This is a genomic window from Massilia sp. Root351 (assembly GCF_001425045.1).
Taxonomy (GTDB): Bacteria; Pseudomonadota; Gammaproteobacteria; order Burkholderiales; family Burkholderiaceae_D; genus Rugamonas.
On the sequence record NZ_LMDJ01000032.1, the window covers coordinates 249,793 to 271,770 of the forward strand.

At 67.0% G+C, this 21,978-nt stretch carries 21 protein-coding genes; 8 read left to right on the plus strand and 13 right to left on the minus strand.

Translation table 11 applies throughout. The annotated features are described in order from the left end of the window. Nucleotides 1-8: 8 nt before the first annotated feature. A complete protein-coding gene (locus ASD15_RS24045; protein ID WP_082552110.1) occupies nucleotides 9-1,160 on the minus strand; it encodes a sensor histidine kinase in 1,152 nt (383 codons plus the stop codon). Nucleotides 1,161-1,241: 81 nt separating this feature from the next. Here ASD15_RS24045 and greB point away from each other — a divergent pair, with 81 nt between their 5' ends. Beyond that, nucleotides 1,242-1,808, plus strand: coding sequence for a transcription elongation factor GreB (gene greB / locus ASD15_RS24050; RefSeq protein WP_057157572.1), 567 nt, complete (start codon nucleotides 1,242-1,244; stop codon nucleotides 1,806-1,808). A 10-nt stretch (nucleotides 1,809-1,818) separates the two neighbouring features. Continuing rightward, nucleotides 1,819-2,694: a hypothetical protein gene (locus tag ASD15_RS24055; protein WP_229418316.1), complete on the plus strand. Its 876-nt coding sequence runs from the start codon at nucleotides 1,819-1,821 to the stop codon at nucleotides 2,692-2,694. Here the strand turns inward: ASD15_RS24055 and ASD15_RS24060 are convergent, their stop codons facing one another. Continuing rightward, complete coding sequence (locus ASD15_RS24060; RefSeq protein ID WP_057157573.1) at nucleotides 2,695-3,510, minus strand: aminotransferase class IV family protein; 816 nt, start codon at nucleotides 3,508-3,510, stop codon at nucleotides 2,695-2,697. Between the two features lie 70 nt (nucleotides 3,511-3,580). Between ASD15_RS24060 and ASD15_RS24065 the strand changes: the two genes are divergently transcribed. Further along, complete coding sequence (locus tag ASD15_RS24065) at nucleotides 3,581-3,931, plus strand: MerR family transcriptional regulator (RefSeq protein WP_057157574.1); 351 nt, start codon at nucleotides 3,581-3,583, stop codon at nucleotides 3,929-3,931. Nucleotides 3,932-3,949: 18 nt separating this feature from the next. Here the strand turns inward: ASD15_RS24065 and ASD15_RS24070 are convergent, their stop codons facing one another. The 4 genes from ASD15_RS24070 to ASD15_RS24085 all read right to left on the minus strand — a co-directional run bounded on the left by ASD15_RS24070 (nucleotide 3,950) and on the right by ASD15_RS24085 (nucleotide 8,099). After that, a complete protein-coding gene (locus ASD15_RS24070; RefSeq protein WP_057157575.1) occupies nucleotides 3,950-6,235 on the minus strand; it encodes a bifunctional (p)ppGpp synthetase/guanosine-3',5'-bis(diphosphate) 3'-pyrophosphohydrolase in 2,286 nt (761 codons plus the stop codon). A gap of 70 nt (nucleotides 6,236-6,305) precedes the next feature. Further along, nucleotides 6,306-6,509, minus strand: a complete 204-nt coding sequence (gene rpoZ, locus ASD15_RS24075) for a DNA-directed RNA polymerase subunit omega (RefSeq protein ID WP_005665923.1) — start codon at nucleotides 6,507-6,509, stop codon at nucleotides 6,306-6,308. Nucleotides 6,510-6,548: 39 nt separating this feature from the next. Beyond that, nucleotides 6,549-7,196 (minus strand): guanylate kinase, encoded by a 648-nt coding sequence (gene gmk / locus ASD15_RS24080; protein WP_057157576.1) that lies wholly within the window; start codon nucleotides 7,194-7,196, stop codon nucleotides 6,549-6,551. A gap of 108 nt (nucleotides 7,197-7,304) precedes the next feature. Continuing rightward, nucleotides 7,305-8,099 carry a DUF72 domain-containing protein gene (locus ASD15_RS24085; protein ID WP_082552111.1) on the minus strand — a complete coding sequence of 265 codons (795 nt, stop codon included), beginning with the start codon at nucleotides 8,097-8,099 and terminating at the stop codon, nucleotides 7,305-7,307. Nucleotides 8,100-8,187: 88 nt separating this feature from the next. Here ASD15_RS24085 and ASD15_RS24090 point away from each other — a divergent pair, with 88 nt between their 5' ends. Genes ASD15_RS24090 through ASD15_RS24100 form a run of 3 tightly spaced genes read left to right on the plus strand, consistent with a single transcriptional unit; the run spans nucleotide 8,188 to nucleotide 11,033 of the window. Next, nucleotides 8,188-8,760: a TetR/AcrR family transcriptional regulator gene (locus ASD15_RS24090; protein ID WP_057157577.1), complete on the plus strand. Its 573-nt coding sequence runs from the start codon at nucleotides 8,188-8,190 to the stop codon at nucleotides 8,758-8,760. A 17-nt stretch (nucleotides 8,761-8,777) separates the two neighbouring features. Then, nucleotides 8,778-9,809, plus strand: a complete 1,032-nt coding sequence (locus tag ASD15_RS24095; RefSeq protein ID WP_082552112.1) for a serine aminopeptidase domain-containing protein — start codon at nucleotides 8,778-8,780, stop codon at nucleotides 9,807-9,809. A gap of 45 nt (nucleotides 9,810-9,854) precedes the next feature. Further along, complete coding sequence (locus tag ASD15_RS24100) at nucleotides 9,855-11,033, plus strand: serine hydrolase (protein ID WP_200954075.1); 1,179 nt, start codon at nucleotides 9,855-9,857, stop codon at nucleotides 11,031-11,033. 150 nt (nucleotides 11,034-11,183) lie between these two features. On the opposite strand, the gene ASD15_RS24105 is transcribed toward ASD15_RS24100, so the two are convergent. The 7 genes from ASD15_RS24105 to ASD15_RS24135 form a co-directional block, all read right to left on the minus strand. Continuing rightward, a complete protein-coding gene (locus ASD15_RS24105; RefSeq protein WP_057157578.1) occupies nucleotides 11,184-11,756 on the minus strand; it encodes a hypothetical protein in 573 nt (190 codons plus the stop codon). A gap of 144 nt (nucleotides 11,757-11,900) precedes the next feature. Further along, entirely contained in the window at nucleotides 11,901-13,997 is a 2,097-nt protein-coding gene (locus ASD15_RS24110) for a TonB-dependent siderophore receptor (protein WP_057157579.1), read from the minus strand. Nucleotides 13,998-14,084: 87 nt separating this feature from the next. Beyond that, nucleotides 14,085-15,080, minus strand: a complete 996-nt coding sequence (locus ASD15_RS24115) for a PHB depolymerase family esterase (RefSeq protein ID WP_057157580.1) — start codon at nucleotides 15,078-15,080, stop codon at nucleotides 14,085-14,087. A 49-nt stretch (nucleotides 15,081-15,129) separates the two neighbouring features. Then, a complete protein-coding gene (locus ASD15_RS24120) occupies nucleotides 15,130-17,322 on the minus strand; it encodes a TonB-dependent receptor (protein WP_082552113.1) in 2,193 nt (730 codons plus the stop codon). A 20-nt stretch (nucleotides 17,323-17,342) separates the two neighbouring features. Beyond that, entirely contained in the window at nucleotides 17,343-18,122 is a 780-nt protein-coding gene (locus ASD15_RS24125) for an alpha/beta fold hydrolase (protein ID WP_057157581.1), read from the minus strand. A gap of 111 nt (nucleotides 18,123-18,233) precedes the next feature. Continuing rightward, nucleotides 18,234-18,875 carry a TetR/AcrR family transcriptional regulator gene (locus ASD15_RS24130; RefSeq protein WP_057157582.1) on the minus strand — a complete coding sequence of 214 codons (642 nt, stop codon included), beginning with the start codon at nucleotides 18,873-18,875 and terminating at the stop codon, nucleotides 18,234-18,236. Nucleotides 18,876-19,004: 129 nt separating this feature from the next. Beyond that, on the minus strand, nucleotides 19,005-19,895 hold the full coding sequence (locus tag ASD15_RS24135) for a YicC/YloC family endoribonuclease (protein ID WP_057157583.1): 891 nt from the start codon (nucleotides 19,893-19,895) through the stop codon (nucleotides 19,005-19,007). Nucleotides 19,896-19,984: 89 nt separating this feature from the next. On the opposite strand from ASD15_RS24135, the gene ASD15_RS24140 reads away from it, so the two are divergent. Both ASD15_RS24140 and ASD15_RS24145 read left to right on the plus strand, forming a co-directional pair. After that, nucleotides 19,985-20,986 carry a serine/threonine-protein kinase gene (locus ASD15_RS24140; protein ID WP_057157584.1) on the plus strand — a complete coding sequence of 334 codons (1,002 nt, stop codon included), beginning with the start codon at nucleotides 19,985-19,987 and terminating at the stop codon, nucleotides 20,984-20,986. 26 nt (nucleotides 20,987-21,012) lie between these two features. Beyond that, nucleotides 21,013-21,975: a PP2C family serine/threonine-protein phosphatase gene (locus tag ASD15_RS24145; RefSeq protein ID WP_057157585.1), complete on the plus strand. Its 963-nt coding sequence runs from the start codon at nucleotides 21,013-21,015 to the stop codon at nucleotides 21,973-21,975. Nucleotides 21,976-21,978 lie beyond the last annotated feature (3 nt).

Here is a 21,978-nt window from a genome sequence, read left to right on the forward strand (position 1 = left end):
AATAAGTGTCATTTCCCTATTGTAGCGCCGCCGGGCGTTGCGGACGAGGGTGCACCGTTACCGGCGTGCATATTTTCGCGTTTTATCTTGATCGCGACCACCGTGCCGCCGCCGGGCGCGTGGCCCAGTGTCAGGGTGCCGCCCAGCGCGCGGGCACGCTCGGCCATGCCGCGCAGGCCGAAGGACTGCGGCTTGGCGCGGTCGGCCGGGGCAATGCCGCGTCCGTTGTCGCTGATTTTCAGGATGATGTACTGGCGCGTGCGGCTTAGCTGCAGCGCCACCCTGCTGGCGCGCGCGTGCTTGGCGATATTGTTGAGCGCCTCCTGCACGATGCGGAACAGCGCGCTGGCGCGGTCCGGGTCCAGCTCGATCTCGCGCAGCGCGCTGTCGAACACCACCTCGATGCCGGCCTGGGTGCCAAATTCCTTGGCCTGCCATTCCAGCGCCGCCACCAGGCCGAAGTCCAGGATGGACGGGCGCAGGTCGAGCGAAATGCGGTGCACCGCGTCGATGGTGCGGTCCACCAGCGCATCGACGTAGGCGGCCTTGTCCTGCAGCGCGGCGTCGTCCGGCGGCAGGCGGCGGCTCAGCATGGCCAGCGCCATCTTGATGGCGGTCAGGTTGCCGCCCAGGTCGTCGTGGATTTCGCGCGCGATGCGGGTGCGCTCCTGCTCCTTCACGTTTTCAATGTGCGCGGTCAGCTCGGCCAGGCGGGCGCGGCTCTGGCGCACCTCCAGCTGCTCCAGCTTGCTCTCCGTGATATTGGTCATGATGCCTTCCCAGCGCACCGTGCCGGCGCCGGGCAGCACGTGCGGCGTGCAGCGCAGGTTGATCCACTTGACGTCCTTCCAGGCGTCCACCCAGATGCGGCCCTCCCAGTTCCAGCTCCACAGCGAGGCGGCCGAGGCTTGCATGGCGTCCAGGTAGGACTTGCGGTCTTCCTCCAGGATCAGTTCGAAGAAGCGCTGCGGCTGCGCGTGCAGCTCGGCGGCCGTCACGCCCAGCAGGGCCTGGCAGCCGTCGCTCAGGTAGGGAAAGGCCACGCTGCCGTCGGCGTGGCGCTCGAACTGGTACACCAGGCCCGGCATGTTGCGCACGATGGCGTCGAAGCGCGCCTGGGCCAGCTGCAGGGCCGCTGCGATGGCGGGTTGTTCGCTCATGGCGCGCGGCGGCGCGGCAAACGGCGCTTGAGTGTGTACAATCGCTTCATGCGGCAATGATACGTGAAAGTAGTGGAAGTCATGAGTAAAGCATTTACCAAAGAAACCGACAACGACGATGACGACGAAGCAGCGGCGCTGGCGCTGGCCATCCCGCCCGGTTCCAAGAACTACATCACGCCGGCCGGCTACCAGCGCATCAAGGACGAGCTGCTGCAGCTGATCGACGTCGACCGGCCGGAAGTGGTGCGGGTGGTGCACTGGGCCGCTTCCAACGGCGACCGCTCGGAGAACGGCGACTATATCTACGGCAAGAAACGGCTGCGTGAAATCGACCGCCGCATCCGCTTCCTGACCAAGCGCATGGACCTGGCTGAAGTGGTCAACCCCAGCGTGCACCACGGCAGCGACCAGGTGTTTTTCGGCGCCACCGTTACGTACAGCAACCCCAGCGGCGAGGAGCGCACCGTCACCATCGTCGGCATCGATGAGCTCGATCCGCTGAAAGGCAAGATCAGCTGGATCTCGCCGGTGGCGCGCACGCTGACCAAGGCGCGCGAAGGCGACGCCGTGACGCTGCACACGCCGAACGGGGTGGAGGAACTGGACATCCTGAAGGTGAGCTATCCTGCGCCTGCGAGCGAATAGACGGCGCCGTGTGCTGGCGGCGGCACTCGGCACGCTGCTGATGCCGCCGCTGCCGTTGGCCCGGGCGGGCGGGCCCGACGTCTACACCATCGACCACAACTTCGGCCGCGCCGACCTGCGCGACCGCTACAGCTACCATGTGCTGAAGGCGGCGCTGGCGGCGTCCAGCGCGCAGTACGGGCCCTACGCGTTGCGCACCGCGCCGCTGGCCATGGAGCGCGACCGCCTGCTGCAGGAAATGCTGCATGGCAAGCGCATCGGCGTCAGCGCGCAGATCAGCTCGGCCGAATGGGAGCAGAAACTGATCCCGATCCGCATCCCGGTGGACAAGGGGCTGTCCGGCTACCGCATTTCGCTGATCGACGGCCGCCGGCAGTCGTTTTTCAGCGCGGTGCGCACGCTGGCGCAGCTGAAGCGGATACCGCTGGGAACCGGGCGGCAGTGGAGTTCGACGGCCGTGTTCCAGGACGACGGCTTTTCCGTCGCGCTGGGCAATTCGACCGCCGGCCTGCACAGCATGCTGGCGGCCGACCGCTTCCAGCATTTCCCGCGCTCGATGGAGGAGGCGGTGTACGAGCAGGCTGCCTACGTCGGCGCTTTCCCGGAACTGGCGCTGGAGCGCAGCTTCGTCATCTATATGCCGCTGCCGCGCTACTTCTTCGTGGCGCCCGACCAGCCGCGCCTGGCCGAGCGCATCGAGGCGGGCCTGCGCGCGATGATCGCCGACGGTAGCTTCGACCGCATCTTCCACCAGTTTTACGACGGCCTGATCGCACAAGTGGGCTTGCGCAAGCGGCGCCTGTTCCGGCTGGAGAACCGGCTGCTGTCGCCGCAAACGCCGCTGGCCAACCGGGCCTACTGGTACGAGCCGCTGGAAAATCGATAGCTAAACAGCCAGCGCGGGTTCGGCGTCGCAGGCCTTGTTCAGCAGCGCCATGAAAGGCGCGGCTTCCGCCAGCGCATGCGCGCCAAGGGCGGTGACGGCAATGCCGGGTGTCCAGGAGTTCATGATTGCGGCGCCGGAGAAGCTGGCCAGATCGGCGAGCGTGATGTCCCGGCGATGCTGCGGCACGCCCAGGCGCTGCAATTGCCGCTGAACCATGCCCATCATGGTCCCGGCCAGGATTGCCGCGCGGGGCCAGACGACGGCATGCCCGTCCCAGAAGGCCAGGTTCCAGATGGTCGCCTCGCCCAGCCTGCCGTGCCGGTCGACGAAGGCGGCATCGTCGAACCCCTGTTCCAGGGCGCGGTGCAAGTAGTAGGTCTTGGCCCCTTCGCCGACATGTTTGATCGCGGGCAGGTGCCGCTCGTGCGCGACGGCGGCAAGCCGCACCGGGCCGGCAGGGCCATCGGCGGGCGCGCCGGTACGGATCAGTATGCCGGGCTCCGTCCCCGCGGTCCGGGCGGTGAACTCGCCGTCCGGCGAGTAGACCGTGGCCGTCAGCGACATATCGGCAGGACCGGCGGCAATGGCCTGCCGGATCCTGTGCAGGACTTGCTCATCGGGCAGCGCGGCCCCGAACAGCTTGAGGGACGCTGTCCTTAGCCGCGCCAGATGCAGGTCGATTGCCTTGACCTTGCGGTCGCGGACCTGCAGCGCGGTAAAATGCGCGAAACCGGCGAAAGCCAGGGGCGCCAGGTCGGCCGCGCGTGCCGGCTGGGCGTTGATCAGGGTTGGATTAGTGGCGGCTTGAATCGACATTGCATGCTCCTGCGGTTGGTAAGGAACGTGCAGTCTAGAAGCTGACAGCGCTGTCAGGGTCAAGGGGAAAATGAGGATCGGAGAACTATCCAGGCGCTGCGATGTGAGCATCCGCATGCTGCGCTATTACGAAGCGCAAGGCCTGCTCAAGCCGCGCCGCACCGGCACGGGATACCGCGATTACGGTCCGGTGGACGAGCAGGCTGTCGAGCGGATCAAGCTGCTTGGCTCGGCCGGCATGACGCTGGCCACCATCCGGCAATTCTCTGCCTGCATCAGGGGGGAAGGGCGGATCTTCGAACCCTGCGACGAACTGCGCGAGACGCTGCGCGCGCAGATCCGCCTGGTCGATCAGAAGGCGGCGAAGCTGACGCAAACCCGGCAGGTGCTGGAGCGCTTCATGCAGGACGTCGACGGGTAACGCCGCCGCGCCGCAGGACTACGAGCGCTCGCGCAGGATGCGGTTGACGCCGGCCACGCGGCGCACGTTGCGCATCAGGCCGGCCAGGTGCACACGGTCCTTCACCTGGATGGTGAAGCGCAGCTGGTGCAGCACGTGTTCCTTGTCCTCGTCCATGCCGACAAAGGTGATGTTGCCGTCGGACTCGCCGATTTCGGCCGCCACCCGCGCCAGAATGCCTTTTTCATTGTTGATGAGCAGCTTGATGCGGCTGTCGAAGCGGCGGTTGATGTCCGCGCCCCACTTGACGGCGATCCAGCGCTCCGGCTCCTTCTGGCGCTGGCGCTTGGCCAGCGAGCAGTCCAGCGTGTGCACCTGCAGGCCCTGGTCGCGCCGCAGCTGGCCGATGATGCCGTCGCCCGGGATCGGCAGGCAGCACTGGGCCAGCTGTACCGACACGCCCTCGCTGCCGCAAATGGTCACCGGGTCCAGCTCGGCTGCGCTGTTGTGGTCCACCGGCGCCGCCGCCGATTCGCCGCCCAGCAGGCCGAAGATGTGGCGCGCCACCAGCGCGGCCATGCGCTTGCCGATGCCGATGTCGGCGTACAGCTCGTCCATCGATTTGGCGCTCGATTCGTTCAGCAGGCGCTCGGCCAGCGGCCCCGGCAGGTTCGGATCGACGTTGACGGTGGACAGCGCCTGCGCCAGCAACTGGCGGCCCAGCGCGATCGATTCCGGCAGGTTGATGGTGCGCAGGTGGTGGCGGATGGCCGAGCGCGCCTTGCCGGTGCGCACGAACGACAGCCAGCTCGGGCTCGGCCGCGACGACGCGTCGGTGACGATTTCCACGATGTCGCCGTTGCGCAGTTCGCTGCGCAAGGTGGACGGCTCGCCGTTGATGGTGACCGAGACCGTGTGGTCGCCGATGCCGGTGTGGATGGCATAGGCGAAATCGATCGGCGTGGCGCCGCGCGGCAGCGCGATGATTTTCGATTTCGGCGTGAACACGTACACCGAGTCCGGGAACAGGTCGACCTTCACGTGTTCCAGGAACTCGGCCGAGTCGCCGGTCTGCTGCTGGATGTCGAGCAGCGACTGCAGCCAGGCGTGGGTACGCTGCTGCATGTCGCTCAAATTGATGTCGCCGGTCTTGTACAGCCAGTGCGCGGCCACGCCGGATTCGGCGGTGCGGTGCATTTCCTGGGTGCGGATCTGAAATTCCACCGGCGTGCCGTAGGGGCCGATCAGGGTGGTGTGCAGCGACTGGTAGCCGTTCAGCTTGCGGATTGCTATGTAGTCCTTGAACTTGCCCGGCATCGGCTTGTACAGCGAGTGCAGGGTGCCCAGCGCCACGTAGCAGTTGGGGAAGCTGTCGACCACCACGCGGAAGCCGTACACGTCCAGCACCTGCGAGAACGACAGGTGCTTGCTGCGCATTTTCTTGTAGATGCCGTACAGGGTCTTCTCGCGGCCGTACACTTCGGCTTCGATCTCGGCCATGGCCAGCGTGTTCTTGACCGACTCGAGGATCTTCTTGACCACTTCGCGGCGGTTGCCGCGCGCCGCCTTCACGGCCTTGGCCAGCACGTGGTAGCGCAGCGGGTACAGGTGCGAGAAGGAGATTTCCTGCAGTTCGCGATAGATGTTGTTCAGGCCCAGGCGGTGCGCGATGGGCACGTACACTTCCATCGTTTCGCTGGCGATGCGGCGCTTCTTGGCCGGCGTCATCACGTCCAGCGTGCGCATATTGTGCAGGCGGTCGGCCAGCTTGATGAGGATCACGCGCACGTCCGAGGCCATGGCCAGCAGCATCTTGCGGAAGTTTTCCGCCTGCGCCTCGATCTGGCTCTGGAACTCGATCTTCTCCAGCTTGGACAGGCCATCGACCAGGTTGGCCACCGGCGCGCCGAAGCGCTCGATCAGCTCGTCCTTCTTGACGTCCTGGTCTTCCATCACGTCGTGCAGCAGCGCGGCCATGATGGCTTGCGCGTCCAGCTTCCAGTCGGCGCAGATCTCGGCCACGGCGATCGGGTGCGAAATGTAGGGCTCGCCGGATTTGCGCACCTGGCCCAGGTGCATCTCGTCCGAGAAACGGTAGGCTTCCTTGACCTTTTTCAGGTCGGCCGCCGTCATGTATTCGGACAGTTTTTCAGTCAGGTGGGTGACGGACGCAACGCCCGCCGTCAAAGTAGGAGTAGCGAGTGGCGAAGAGGTCACAGGTGGCGGTGCGGAAGGTGCAGATGTGGGAACGCCCGGCTCAATCTTGGCCGGGCGCCGGGCCCGGCTGGCGGGCTTGCCTGTAACATCGGTGTCAGTCAGGTCCATACATGTCCAGTGTCGGTGTGCTTGGGCTTGAACCTCGTACTACACTGGGCAGGAAGCGCAGGCTCCCAACTTACATGGGAACCTTTTTCAGCATTTCCAGGCCGACTTTGCCGGCGGCGATTTCACGCAGTGCGACCACGGTCGGCTTGTCCTTGGCTTCCACCTTGGGGGTGTGGCCTTGCAGCAGCTGGCGCGCGCGGTAGGTTGCGGCCAGGGTCAGCTGGAAGCGGTTCGGTACATTCTTCAGGCAATCTTCAATCGTAATACGGGCCATCTTAACTCCTAAAAATACAGCGTGTGCTTGTTCAGCGGTTTATTCAGCGTGGTCGGCATGGATGCCCAACTGGGCGAAGAGTGATGCACTGCGGGCCGCTTGTTGCGCAAACCGGCAACGGGCCGCTCTCACAATCGCGCTCAATTCTGACAAGGCGACCGGAAAATCCTGATTGATAATAACATACTCGAACTCCGGAGCGTGTGCGATTTCGCCGCCGGCCGCCAGCAGGCGGCGCGTGATCACGTGCGGTTCGTCCTGGCCGCGCTTGTGCAGGCGCTCTTCCAGCGCCGCGATGGACGGCGGCAGGATGAAGATGCCGGCCGCCTGCGGGAACTGCTTCTTGACCTGGCGCGCGCCCTGCCAGTCGATTTCCAGCAGGATGTCGGTGCCGGTGCGCATTTGCTCTTCCACGAAAATGCGCGAGGTGCCGTAGTAATTGCCGTGCACCTCGGCCCACTCCAGAAATTCGCCCGCTTGCGCGCGCGCCACGAAGTCTTCCGGCGTGGTGAAGAAATACTCGCGGCCGTGTTCCTCGCCCGGACGCGGGGCGCGGGTGGTGGTCGAAATCGACAGCTTGATGGTGGGTTCCTGCGCCAGCAGCGCGTTGACCAGCGTCGACTTGCCGGCGCCGGAGGGCGCGGCCACCATGAACAGGCTGCCGGAGAAGGCGGTAGTGTGGCTCATGTTGTTCTTTCGAAAACGAATGCGGGCGGGAGGCAAATTCCATCGCCCAAAGGCGTATTCTACCAATACCCATTGCCATCAGTCACGTTCCGCGTGGCGGCGCCAGCTTTACCCCAGGGCCGCCAGCAGTCCGAGCGCCGCCGCCGGCGCGCGCTCCTTGGCGCCATTGATGAAGTAGATGAACACGTCGCGCCCGGCGGCCCTGGTCTTGGCGGCGCCGGCGTACGGCAGGTCATCCGGCTGCCCGCCGGCCTGCCACTGCGCCGCGCGCGCGGCCCACTGCTTCAGTTCCGGCTTGCCGTAGCCGGTGGCGATCTCGCTGCGCGCGCACATCAGCCGCGCGTAGACGAAATCGGCGGTCGCGTCGGCGTAGGACGGGTATTTGTCCGAATCGGTAAACACGGTGGCCACCTTGTGCTGGCGCGCCAGCTTCAGGTAGTCCGCGCACATGAAGCTGGCGTGCCGGGTGTCGAGCACGTGGCGCAGCTTGCGCGTGCCCAGCTTGGCCGGCAGCAGCTGGAAGAACGCCGCCATCTCTTCCGGGTCGAAACGCTTGGTCGGCGCCAGCTGCCACAGGATGGGGCCGAGCTTGGCGCCCAGCTCGCTCAGCCCGCTGTCCATGAAACGCCCGATGGACTCGCCGGCCTCGCCCAGGGCCTTGCGGTTGGTGCAGTAGCGGCTGGCTTTGACGGCGAACATGAAATCGTCCGGCGTCTGCGCGGCCCAGCTGGCGAAGTGGGCCGGCTTGGCGTTGCGGTAATAGGTGCCGTTGATTTCGATGCTGGTGACCTGGCTGCTGGCGTATTCCAGCGCGCGCTTTTGCGCCAGCCCGGCAGGGTAGAAGCTTGCGCGCCACGGCGCGAAGTCCCAGCCGCCTATGCCCACCCGGATCCGTTTGACCATGCCCGCCCCCGATCGTTAGCCGCCTTGCATGGATGATAACCACAGATAGCGCTTGACTGCTAGACCGACCGGTCTATAGAATTCAATCATGACAACGCCTGCCACCCGCGACCGCCTGATCGGCGCCATGATCCATACCCTGCGCTACACGGGCCTGCACGGCGCCGGCCTGAGCGACATCCTGGCCAAGGCGCAGGCGCCCAAGGGGGTGCTGTACCACCACTTTCCGGGTGGTAAGAACGAACTGGCGGTGGCCGCCATCGAAAGCACGGTGGCCTATATGTGCGGCATGCTCGACAAGCTGATGCTCAGCGAGCCGGACGCGCGCGCCGCCTTGAAGGCGTGGATCGGGCGCGCGCTGAGCGGCCTGGACGGCAGCGGCTTCGAGCGCGGCTGTCCGCTGGCGGCGGTGGCGCTGGAATCGACGGCGGCCGACGTGGCGCTGCGCCAGGCGCTGGCCGACGGTTTTGCCGCCATCCGCGCCCGCATCGGGTCCGCGCTGGTGGCGGCCGGTCACGGCGAAGTGCGCGCGCAAGGCTTCGCCGCGCTGATCGTGGCCGCCTACGAAGGCGGCCTGCTGCAGGCGCGCGTCGCGCACGACGCCACGCCCATGCTGCAAGCCACCGATGCCCTGTTGTCCCTGCTGGACGCCCAACCCTGACTGCAACGAGGACAGCCATGAACTCCGTACCCGCCCCAAGCACCGTGCAGGCCAAGCTTGCCGCCATCGATGTCGCCGGCGCAGCTCAGGCGACGCAGGCTGCCGCCGTCGCGGCCGTGTCCCCGGTCCCGGCCGGCCAGCCCGAGCGTGTCGCCCTGCACGCCGCCGACGGCTACCCGCTGACGGCGCTGCGCTACCGCAGCCACGGCCCCGAGCGGGCGCGCCTGATCGTGGCCGGCGCCACCGGCGTGCCGCAGGGCTTTTACCGCCGCTTCGCCGAGTACGCCGCCGCCAACGGCTACACGGTGCTGACGCTGGACTACCGCGGCATCGGCCTGTCCAAGCCGGCGACCTTGCGCGGCTTCCGCATGGATTACCTGGACTGGGGCCGGCTCGACCTGGCGGCGGCGGTGGAAGCCGTGGCGGCCGGCGATGGCGTTGGGGGCGGTGCCGGACCCGGCCAGGCTGTGCCGCTGTACATGGTGGGCCATTCCTACGGCGGCCATGCCTTCGGCCTGCTGCCCAACCACGACAAGGTGGACGGCCTGTACACCTTCGCCACCGGCGCCGGCTGGCACGGCTGGATGCCGCTGGCGGAGCGGCTGCGCGTCAAGGTCATGTGGAACATCATCGGCCCGCTGCTCACGCGCTGGAAGGGCTGCCTGGCGTGGAGCAAGCTGGGCATGGGCGAGGACTTGCCGCTGGACGTGTACCGCCAGTGGAAGCACTGGTGCCGCTTCCCGCACTACTTCTTCGACGACCCGCAAATGCGCCAGGTGGCGGCCGGTTTCGGCACAGTGCGCGCGCCCATCATGGCGGTCAACGCGATCGACGACTTGTGGGCGCCGCCCAACTCGCGCGACGCCTTCATGCGCGGCTACCGCAACGCGCCGTGGTTTGGCATCACCATCGACCCGGCCGCGTCCGGCCTCGGCAAGATCGGCCACATGGGCTACTTCCGCCCGCAAGCGCAAGCCCTGTGGGGCGCCGCGCTGGACTGGTTCGACGGCATCGGCCGCGAACGGGCCCAGCCGCATCCGCCGGTGTAGCAGGCCAGGCTTGAGCTTGCGGCCGGCATGCGCTACCGTGCAGCCATGAGCACACAATTCAAGGCAGTACACGGCGCCATGCAGGCCTGGGTGGACGCGGAAATCCTGGCGGGCGCCTCGTGCGCGCTGCTGTCCGGCACCCGGGTGGTGGATCGCCACTGCGCCGGCTGGGCCGACAAGGAGGCCGGCGTCCCCTTGCGCGAGGACCATTTGTTCCGCGTTTTCTCGAACACCAAGCTGGTCACCAGTGTGGCGGTGATGCAGCTGGTGGAGCGCGGCAGCCTGCAGCTGGATGCGCCGCTGGAAACCTATCTGCCCGCGCTGGGCCGGCGCCGCGTGCTGCGGCCGGGCGCCACCCGCCTGGATGACAGCGAAGCGGCGCGCCGCTCCATCACCGCGCGCCACCTGCTGTGCCACAGTTCCGGCCTGAGCTACGGCTTCCTCGATCCTGGCAGCCTGATCTACCAGGCCTACAGCGCGCGCCGCGTGATGCACGCCGACAGTTCGCTGGAAGGCTTGATCGAATCGCTGGCGCCGCTGCCGCTGACGTTCCACCCGGGCGAGCAGTGGGAATATTCGATCGCCTCGGACGTGCTGGCGCGGCTGGTGGAAGTGGCCGGCGGCCAGCGCTTCGACCGCTACCTGGCGCAAGAGGTGTTCGCGCCGCTGGGCATGGTGGACACGTATTTCGTCATCCCGCCGGAAAAACAGGAGCGCCTGACGGCCTACTATGCCGGCGCCAGCCGGGGCGACCCCACGGCGCCCGGTCTGCGCCGCCTGGCCGGCTCGCCCTACCCGGGCGCTTACCTGACGCCGGTGGCGCGCTATTCGGGCGGCGGCGGCCTGGTGTCCAGCCTGCCGGACATGGTGGCCTTGCTGCGCAGCCTGATGCCGGGCTCTTCCTCCGCACTGCTGCGGCCGGACACGGTGGCTGGCATGATGAGCAACCAGCTGCCGTCCGGCGTGAGCATCGGTTTTCCCACGGTGGGCGCGGTGTCCGGCAAAGGCTACGGGCTGGGCGGCGCCGTCACGCTGCGCCCTGGCGAGGGCGATCCGCCGGACAGCGCGGGCGAATTCGAATGGGGCGGCATCGCCGGCACCCAGTGGTGGATCAATCCGCGCCACCACATCGCCGGCGTGCTGATGGCGCAGCGCCAGATGGGCTTCTGGAATCCCTATACCTTCGAGTTCAAGCGCCTGGCTTACCGGGCGCTGCTGGCCTAGACATCATGGGTTGACCTGCCGGACCTCAAGCGACGTGGATTAAGCTTCCAATCCGCGCATGGCAGACTGATCAACCGTCGGAACGCGCTCCGTTCTGCTGCCGGCGCAGTGTATGACACATTCAGACAGCATTTGACAGGTCAGCACATATCAGTCGGCCTGGAAGCGCTCCCACTGGCTGCGGAAGCGCTGCTCGGGCAGCACGTGCAGCATCATGATGCGGGCGTCGGTGGCCCTTCGCACGTAGAGCGTGTTGCCGACACGGTACAGTGTCGCGGTGCGCTGCAGCTCGCCGTGGTTGGGCACCTTGTCGACCAGCGCGCCACTGCGTTCCATGGTGGTCACGTGCAGGCCGCCGGCGTCGCAGCGCCATTTGTTCCGCGCCAGCCGGCGGCTGGCGACGGGCTGGTTATCCATCAGATAGCTGATCAACAGCGTGTCGGCGTCGATGAAGGCGAGGGCGAAGGAGCGCTTGCGTCCCGGCGCATTGCCCTGCTCGATAAAGCCCAAGGTGGCCCAGGCGGCATACAGGTTCGGCTGCTTGCCGGCCGCATCGACCGGCTCCCACGGGCGCGCGTTCAGATCGATGTAAGCGCCCGCCACTTCGCGGCAGTCGGCCGACATGCCGCTCAGCGGCGGCCACGCGGCCGGGTAGTCCTGGACGGTGGAAGTGCTGCAGGCGCTGAGCAGCAGGACGGCGCAGGCAATTGCCAGATGGCGCATGGAATTCTCCGGGAGAAAGGATGGCCGCATGCTGCCATGCCCTGTCACTTTTCCGAATCAATCCGAACGGAGTATCGAAATCCGATACCTGCGGTGTCGCGCAGCTGCACTGCCGGCATTGCGCCCGGCCAGCGCATGCGGCGTTTAGTAGGCCACGCGCAGCTGCACGTAAGCCATGCGCGGCGCGCCCACCATGCGGCCGAGGTTGCCGTCCACGTTGCGGGTGTAGTAGCGCTTGTCGGCCAGGTTGTTCACGCCGGCCATCACTTCATATCCGGGTTTGCCCGGCAGCTTCCAGTTCAGCTGCGCGTTCCACAGGCGGAAGCCGGGGATCTGGCCCACGCCGCCGTTGGCCGCCTCGGCCACGGTGTTGGCCGCGTCGGAGAACTGCTTGCCCTGGTGGGTGCTGGACAGATTCATGGTCCAGGCGCCGATGCGGTAACGCGCGCCCACGGTATCGGTGTTGCGCGAGTAGAACGGCACGTCCTTGCCGGCGGTGGCGCCGGACTCCTGGATCGCCTTGGTGTAGCTGTAGTTGGCGAACAGGTTCAGGCCGGCCAGCGCGCTGGCTTCGTCAAAGGTGTAGTCGATGGCGGTTTCCACGCCGTCGTGCTTGGTGGCGCCGATGTTCTGGAACACCGGCGGCGTGCTGCCCGGCACCTGGATGATCTGGTTGTCGAACTTCAGGCGGAAGGCTGTCGCTTCGGCGCTGATGGCGCCGTTTTTCCAGCGCGCGCCCAGTTCCTGCGTTTTCGCCTCTTCCGGCTGGAGCGGATTGGCGGCGGTCTGCGAATTGAGCTGGGTGTTCTGCACCGAACCGAAGGAAGTCTGGTAGTTGGCGAACACGGTCAGCGCGCGGTTGACCAGGTAGGCCACGTTGAGCGACGGCAGCGCCTTGTCGTTGTCGGTGACGAAGCTGCGCTTGGCGCTCACGTCGAGGCGGTCCGAGCTGATGCGCTCGAAGCGCACGCCCGGGGTGACGCGCCAGGCGCCGTAGGCGATGCGGTCGTCGATGTAGAGCGAGTGCGCGTCGGTGGCGTTGACGAAGGTGGCGGTGGCGCCGTTCACGCCGGTGGCCACGGTCTGCACGTAGTTGTTGTCGTCGCCGCGCTCGCGCAGGAAGCGGTAGCCCACGGTCAGGTCGTGCGTCAGGCCGGTGCCGATCGCTTGCGCGAAGCGCTGCGTGTAGCGCGGCTCGATGCCCAGCACCTGGTAGTTGCGCGGCTGGTAGGTGATCTGGGTCTTGGCCGCGTTGATCAGCGCGCTGCGCCGCGCGCTCTCGTTGTAATAGGCCTTGATCTCGAATTCCTGGGTGGCCGACAGCGCGTTCAGATAGCCCACGTCCGCGCTTTTGCGGTCGCCGTCCCAGAAGTCGGTGGGACGGGTGTTCTGGAACGGGTTGGCGTTGTACTGCGCCACGGTCAGGCCGCCCGGGGTGCGCGAAGTGACGTCGAAGTAGGACAGCTTGCCGTACACCTCGCTGCGCGGGTCCAGCTTGTAGCGGAACTTCAGCGCCAGGTCGTTGACCTTCTCGTCGCTGCCGGCGCGCCATTCGGTGCCGTCCATGCCGGAGTACAGCAGCGCCAGGCCCAGGCCGTTGTCCAGCTGGGTGCCGAGGTAGGCGCTGTACTGGGTATTGTGGCCGCCTTCGCCGAAGTGGTTGTAGCGCACCGAGGCGTCGCCGGTCAGCCCCGGCGCGTCCGGCACCGCGCGGCTGCGGAAGTTGATGATGCCGCCCACGTTCTGCGGGCCGTAGCGCACCGCGCCGCCGCCGCGCACCACGTCCACCGATTCGATGTTGTTCAGGCTGACCGGCGCGAACGACAGCTGCGGCTGGCCGTAGGGCGCCACGGCCAGCGGAATGCCGTCCAGCAGCACGGTGGAGCGCGGCGAGTAGCGCCCGGTCAGGCCGCGCACGCCGATGTTGAGCGAGATGGTGCTGCCGGCGGTGCCGGAGTTGTCGGTGCTCTGCACGCCCGGAATGCGGCGCAGCACGTCGCCGATGCTGGCCGCGCCGGTGTGGTCGATGTCTTCCTTCTGCAGCACGGTGCGCGCGCCGGCGAAGTTCTTCACGCTGTTCTGCAGGCCCGAGCCGAGCCAGCTGCCGGTGATCTGGATCGATTCCAGCGGGGCGGCGGCGCTGTCGGCCTGCTGCGCGTGGGCCGCCAGCGACAGCGACGCCACGGCGGCGGCGATCAGCGAGCGGCGGAAGGGGAGGGCGGAAGTTGAATTTTTGGACATGTTGGAAGCCGGCACGAGCGCTAGGAGATAGCAAATAAATGAGAATGATAACACTTCTCATTTGCAAGCGTCGACTTCCGCTCCCTGCTAGCGGCGGTAGTTCCTGAAGAACGCCCAGCTGATGGCGGTGGCGTCCGGTCCCAGTTCGTCGCTGAAGGGCCAGCCGGGCGGGCCGCCGCTCCACGCGTGGTTCATGCCGGCCACCGTGTATTTTTGCGCCACCAGCACGCCGTTGGCGGTGTAGCTGTCCACCGTATAGCTGCGGCCGTACGGCACCGTGTAGCGCCCGATGCTGCTGGCGCGGTAGGCCACGCTGTCGTTGTCGGCGCCGTCGTCGCCCCAGTCGCTGGTTTGCAGGAACTGTTCGATGGTCTGGTCGCCGTTGGCCGGGTTGACGACGATGTCGGCGGTGCCGTGGAACACCATGGCCGGCATCAGCCGGCGTGGCGAACCGGAGCAGCGCCAGGCATCCTTGCCGCGCAGTGCCGGATCGTAGGGGCTGGCCTGCAGCAGCGATTCGGCCGCCGTCAGCAGGCCGGTGGCGCCCTTGTACATGCCGCCCGAATGCACCATCACGGCGGCAAACACGTCCGAGTAGCAGGCCGCCATGATGGCGGCCATGGCGCCGCCGGCCGAGATGCCGGTGACGTAGACGCGGCTGCCGTCCACGCTATACCTTCCCTTGACCGCGTTCAGCATGCCCATCAGCTGCGACGGTTCGCCGCTGCCGCGCTGCTGGTTAATCTCCAGCATGAAATTCCAGCAGCGGCTCGGGTTGGCGCTGGCGTTCTGGCGCGGATACAGCACGATGAAGCGTTCGCGGTCGGCCAGTTCGTTGTAGCGGCTGACGGCCGCCATGCTGTTCGGCTCGGAACCGCAGCCGTGCAGCATCAGCACCACCGGCAGCGGCGTGCCGGGGCTGTAGCCGGTGGGCAGCCAGACCTGGTATTCGCGGATACCCCACAGGTTGGCATAGACGCCGAAGTCCCATTGGCCGGCCCAGGCCGGCGCGGCGGCCGGGAGCGCCAGGGCCAGCACGGCTAGCAGGCGGATACAGCGTGTACGCAATGGCGATAGCAGCATGGTGTTCTCCTTGAGTGTGGCGATGAGTGGATGGGCGGACGAGTGGGGTTCAGAAGCGGTAGCCGAGGCGCGCCCCCACCTGGCGTGGCGGGCCATAGAAGCCGTTCAGCACGGACACGGCGGGAATGTTGTAGCCGTCCGTGCGGTAGTGCACGTCGGTCAGGTTGCTGCCGTGCAAGCCCACGCTCCAGCGGCCCGCTTCCCACGTCAGGCCCGCCTGCCACAGGCCGTAGCCGGGCTGGGCGATGGTCTCGCTCAGGTCGGTGGTCGGGTAGACCTTGCTGCGGTAGCCGTAGCCCAGCATGGTGCGCAGTTCGCCGCCGAACACCTGGCGCGCGGTGTGGGTGAGGTTCAGGCCCAGCTGCGCGCGCGGCGTGTTGGAGAAGCGCTGCTGGGCGGCGACGTTCTTGCCGCCGCTGAGGTATTCATCGTAGCCGGCGTCCATCCAGGCGGCGAAGCCGTTCACGCGCCATTGCGGCGCCGGGCGCCAGGCGAACTCCAGCTCCGCGCCGCGCACCTTGCCGCGCCCGGCGTTGGTGAAGTCGCCGTAGAAGCCGGGCGTGCCGTTGGCCTGCGTGTAGCTGGTAAACACGGACAGCTGGATGTCGCGGTAGCGGTTGGAGAACAGCGCCAGGTTGACGTCCAGCGCGCCGCTGGCGGCGGCGTACTTGGCGCCCAGTTCCAGCGCATCGAGCTTCTCGTCGCGGTAGGGATGGGACGCGTCGGGCACCGCCAGGTTGTTGGCGCGCACGTTGTAGCCGCCGGACTTGAAGCCGCGCGAGGCGCTGGCGTACAGCCGCACCGCGCTGGCCGCCCGGTAGCCCAGCGCCAGGCGCGGCGAGGTGTTGCTGACCGAGAGCGACTTGTCGAAGTCGGCCAGCGTCATCACCGGGATGCGGAAGGCGGCGTCGCTGAAGGCGCGGTTCAGCACCACGGCGTGCTTCTCCTCGCGCGTGTGGCGCAGGCCGCCGCTCAGCTCCCAGTCCGCGCCCAGGCGCGCGCTCCAGTCGGTGTAGATGGCGGTGCTGCGCGTGTCCACCGTGCTGTCGGTGGCGGTGAACTGGCGCGCCAGGAAGTTGTTGAAAATGCGGCCGCCGGCCGAGCCGCTGAAGCGGTACAGGCCGATCACGCCCGAGGCCAGTTCGCCCTGGCGCAGCGCCTGCAGTTCCAGGCTGCGCTGCCTGTCGCTGGAGTCGCCGTAGACGTCGGCGATGGGCAGCGGCAGGCCGTCGAAGTCGATGGTCTGGGCCGAGCGCGAGCGGCGCTTGGCGGCGATCGCTTTCCAGGTCCAGGCGCCGGCCGGGGCGTAGGTGGCGTTCAGCGCCGCGCCGCGGTTGTAGGTCAGGTTGCGGTCCGGCATGCCGCTGGCGATGTCGTAGCGGCTGCCGCTGGCGGGGCGCTTGAGCGGATCGAAGGCGTTCGGCGCCATGCGCTGGAAGCCGCGCATGTGGGAATCGTCGTCGGCGCCGTCGGCCGAGAGCAGCACGGTGAGCGGCAGCTGCGAGGCGTAGTAGCCGAGCGAGACGCGCGCCGCGTCGGTGTGCTGGTCGCTGACGTCGGCGCCGGTGGTGAGGTTGCGGCCGAAGCCGTCGCGCCGCAGCGCCGCCAGCGCCACGCGGGCGCGCCACTCGCCGCCCTCGCTGGCGGCGTTCAGCGCGGCCTTGGCGCTGCGCTGGGCGTAGTTGCCCATGCCGATCTCGGCGCTGCCGCCGTTGCTTGGCGCGAGCGGGCGCGACACGTATTTGATGGCGCCGCCGATGGTGTTCTTGCCGTACAGCGTGCCCTGCGGCCCGCGCAGCACTTCGATGCGCTGCACGTCGAACACCTCCAGCAGGGCGCCTTGCGGGCGCGCCAGGTAGACGTCGTCCATGTAGATGCCGACGCCGGGATCGGAGCCCCACACCGGGTCGGCCTGGCCCACGCCGCGGATGAAGGCGGTCAGTGTGGTATTGGTGCCGCGCGAGGCGTAGGCGGTCAGGTTGGGCACGCGCTGCTGCAGGTCGCCCAGGTTCTGCACGTTCTGCCGTTCCAGCTCCTTGGCGCCGAAGGCCGTCACCGCCAGCGGCACGTCCTGCAGGCGCTCTTCGCGGCGGCGCGCGGAAACCACCACGGTGTCCATGGGCGGGGGCGCTTCGGCCCTGGCGTCGGCCCCGGCCTCGGCCTGCTCTGCGGGGGCCGCCCGTGCTGCGCTTGCCAGGTACAGCGTGCCCGCGATGGCGAGGGCGATCGGTGTCAGCTTCATTACGTCTCCTTCTTGGTTTTTCACCTTGTTGTAAGAAAGTCGTGCAGCAATTGGTTCACCAGGGCGGGCTGGTCCAGCGTGGAGGCGTGGCGCGAGCCGGCGATGACGGCCAGGCGGCCGCGCGGCAGGCCGGCGGCGAAGCGGCGCTTCAGCTCCACCGGCGTGTAGTCGCCGTCGGCGGCCAGTACCAGCACCGGCATGGCCAGGGTGGACGGCTCGGGGCCGTGCCAGTGGAAGATGGCGTCCAGCGTGGCCAGATAGGCGGTCTGCGACATGGCGCCCATGCGCTGCGCGAAGCGTTCGCGCAGATCTTGCTGGGCGGGCAGGGGAAAAAGTTTTTTGCCCAGCATGCGGCCCAGCGTTTCCAGGCCGAACAGCGCGATCATGGCGCGCCGCAGCCAGTAGGTGAGCAGCAGGGCCGGCGGCTTGGCGGCCGGCAGCGGCAGGGAGTTGATCAGGCAGAGCGAGGCCACGCGCTGCGGCGCGCGGCGCGCCAGTTCCAGCGCCACCATGCCGCCCAGCGAAAAGCCGACCACGTGCACCGGGCCCCCGGGCGCGAGGCGCTCCAGCAGGCGCAGCATGTCGTTTGCCAGGTCGGCCATGCGCCAGGGGCCGGGGGCGCCGGGGCTGGCGCCATGGCCGCGCAGGTCGGGGGCGATCACCCGGTGGTGCGGCAATAACGCCTGGATCTGGGGCGCCCAGTCCGCGCCGCAGGAACCGAGTCCGTGCAGCAGCAGTACGATGCTGCCGTGGCCGCCGTCGAAGAAATGCCAGTCACCCTGTGCCGCGTGCTCGTGCATGCCGTCTCCTGTTATGGCGAACCGGGGAGCGGTTCGCGCGCGGCTTTGCGCCGCGTCCAGGAGTCATATTACGGAATCTGAATTCCGATTTCAATAGTTTTGAAAAAAATATTAGGTCAGGTAGCGCAGCGCAAGGCGGGTGAGCTCTTGTTCCAGCTCGGCGGGTGGCAGGAAGGCCAGCGAGCCGGTCAGCGTGTGCTGGTTCAGCACCCCCAGCAGCACCGGCGGCAGCACGCGCATGGCCTGGGCCGGATCGGGATGCTGGATGGCGCCGGCCTTGGTGTGGAGCACGGCGATGATGCGCTGGCTGACCAGGTGGTTAATCTGGTGCACGCGGTCGCGGAAGTCCGCGTCGCGCGAGGAGCGGATGATGAGGGCCCGCAGCACGCCCTGGCGGCCGCGGTTGATGGCCACGAACATGGCCACGGTGGCGCGCACGAAGTCCTCCAGCGGCAGGCCGTCCCAGCGGGCAGGCGCGGTCAGCGCTTCCAGTTGCTGCACCAGGTCGCCGAAGAAGCGGTCCAGCAGCAGGCGGCTCAGGGTTTCCTTGTCGCCCAGCAGGCGGTAAAACGTGCCGACCGAGCTTTGCGCCTGGCGCGCCAGGTCGGCCACGCCGATTTCCTCAAAGCGGTTCTCCGCCAGCAGCTGCTCGCCGGTGGCCAGCAAGCGTTCCAGCGCCTGCCGGCTGCGGGCCTGGCTCGGTTCGGCCGGCAGGGCGGCGGCAGGCAGCTTCAAGGATGGAATCTTGGACATGGCTCAGAAAACGGTAGTTGGATTCCGAATTATAAGAGAATGGGCCAGCACGGTGGGGGCCAAAACAATGGGGCCAGGGTGAATTAACTGAATAATTAACCCTGACCCCATTTGTTTGGCGTGTAACTTTTATTCGAGGTTCTGGACCTGTTCTCGCATCTGCTCGATGAGCAGCTTCAGTTCCATCGACGCGTCCGCCAGTTCCTTGACGGACGCCTTGGCGCCCAGCGTGTTCGCTTCGCGGTTCAGTTCCTGCATCATGAAGTCCAGGCGCTTGCCGACCTGGCCGCCTTTTTTCAGGATGTGGCGGGTTTCGGTCAGGTGCGCCGACAGGCGGCCCAGTTCCTCGGCCACGTCGATGCGGATGCCGTACAGGATCACTTCCTGGCGGATGCGCTCCATCGCGTCCTGGCGCGACAGGCTGGTGTTCGAGCCCTGGCAGGCCAGGCCCAGCGCTTCCTGCATGCGCTCGACGGCTTTCTGCTGGAAGGCGGCCACCACCTGCGGGATCAGCGGCGTGATGCGCTTGACGATCGCTTCCATGGATTCGATGCGGGACACCAGCATCGCCTCCAGCGCCGCGCCTTCGCGCTGGCGGCTGGTGACGAAGGCGGCCACGGTGCGCGCGGTGAGCGCGGCCACGTCGGCCTGCAGGGTTTCCTGGCCGATCTGGGCTTCTTCCACCACGCCCGGCCAGCGCAGCAATTCAGCCACACTCATCACCGGGGCAGCGACGAAATGTTTGCCGACTTCGGCTTGTAAACGGGACAATTCCTCCAGCAGCGAGGTGTTCAGGGCGGTGGCGCCGGCGCCGGCGGCCTTGCGGCCAAAGCTCAGGCGCAGCTCGACTTTGCCTCGGGTGATGGCCGCCATGATGGCAGTGCGCAAATCGGGTTCCAGCGCGCGCAAATCGTCGTTAATTCGAAACTGCAAGTCAAGAAAACGTGAATTGACGCTCTTGATTTCTATTGTCAGTGTCCCGGCCGCGCTTTCGCTGGTGGCAACCGCGTAGCCTGTCATGCTGGAAATGCTCAATGGATGTCCCCGATTTAAACTTTACAAAACAGTGATTTATCCACACAATCCGGGTGTTGAAGCAAGGAAATCCTATGGCTGCACAGAACAACGCTCCACTGCCGGATGGGCTGGAAATAGCTGGATATCGCATTGTAAAGAAAATTGCGTCCGGTGGGTTCAGTATTGTTTACCTGGCGTATGACGCGGAAGGCCATGCGGTGGCGCTCAAGGAGTACCTGCCAAGTGCGCTGGCGCTGCGCCAGCCCGGAGAACTGGCCCCTTCCATAGCGAAAGCCAATCTGCCGGTGTTCCGCATCGGCCTGAAATGCTTCTTCGAGGAGGGACGGGCGCTGGCACGCATTTCGCATCCAAATGTTGTAAGAGTGTTGAATTTCTTCCGCGCCAACGAGACTGTCTACATGGTAATGGCTTACGAATCGGGCCATTCGCTGCAGGAACACATCCAGCGGCAGCGCGCCAGGGGCAGCCGGGCGGGCGAGGCTTTCATCCGCCAGATCTTCATCCAGGTGCTCAAGGGGCTGCGCGAAGTGCATGCCAACCAGCTGCTGCACCTGGACCTGAAACCGGCCAATATCTATTTGCGCACCGACGGCACGCCCATGCTGCTGGATTTCGGCGCGGCGCGCCAGACCGTCAACAGCGACCTGCCCAAGCTGACGCCGATGTACACCCCCGGCTTCGCGCCGCCCGAGCTGTACGTCAAGACCGAGCCGCTGGGGCCGTGGACCGACGTCTACAGCATCGGCGCGTCGATCTTCGCCTGCATGGTCGGCTCGCCGCCGCAGCCGGCCGACCAGCGCCGCAAGGAGGATAAAATGGCGGGGCATTTCGCCAAGCTGGACGGCATGTACACGCCGGAACTGGTGGCGCTGGTGCGCCGCGCGCTGCTGCTGGACCCGCTGGCGCGGCCGCAAAGCCTGTTTGAGATGCAGAAAGTGCTGCAAACCCCCGTGCTGCCGCCGGCCGCGCCGGGTGCGCTGGAAAAGCTGGGCGGGCAGGTGCGCGGCCTGCTGGGGCAATTCGGCCGTTTTGGCCGTGGTATGAAAGACGTGGCGCAGACCACGCAATCCTGACCGGTAACGACAATCCAGGGACCACCATGCAATTCTCCGTATATCAGGAAAGCCACATCGGCGGCCGCAAGGTCAACCAGGACCGCATGGGCTACAGCTTCACGCGCGACGCCTTGCTGCTGGTGCTGGCCGACGGCATGGGCGGCCATTTGCGCGGCGAGGTGGCCGCCACCCTCGCCATGCAGACCATCTCCACCCTGTTCCAGCAGCAGGCCACGCCCTATGTGAAGAAGCCGGAGCGCTTCCTGGAGGAGGCCTTCATGGCCGCGCACCAGGAGATCCACCGCTACAAGGCCATGCACAACCTGCCGGAGACGCCGCGCACCACCGTGGTGGCCTGCCTGATCCAGCACAATATCGCGGTGTGGGCGCATTGCGGCGACTCGCGCCTGTACTGGATGCGCAGCGGCGAGGTGCTGGCGCGCACGCGCGACCATTCGCACGTGGAGAACCTGATCGCCAAGGGCCTGGTGCCGGCTTCCGAACGGGCCACCCACCCGGACCGCAACAAGCTGTATAACTGCCTGGGCGCGACCAGTTTGCCCAAGGTGGAGCTGTCGCGCCGCGCCAGCATGTTGCCGGGCGACGTGATGCTGCTGTGCTCGGACGGCCTGTGGTCGGTGCTGGGCGACGCCGACCTGGCGCAGCGCCTGGCCACGCAGACCGTGGTGCGGGCGGTGCCGGACATGCTGCAGGCGGCCGTGGCCATCGGCGGCCCCAGCGGCGACAACGCCACCGCGCTGGCCATCATGTGGCAGGGCAGTTCGGTTGCCGACGCGGCGCCCACCACGGCGGCCGGCATGTCCAGTATCATCTCGACCGAAATGCTGCCCGAAGACCAGGTCAACACCACCATCGGCCGCGGCGCGCCATCCGAAGGGGCGGCGGGCCCGGTGGACGCCTTCGACGACGACGAGATCGAGCGCGCGATTGCGGAAATACGCGGCGCGATCGAGAAATCCTCCCAATTACTTACCCGGAAAGACTGACCC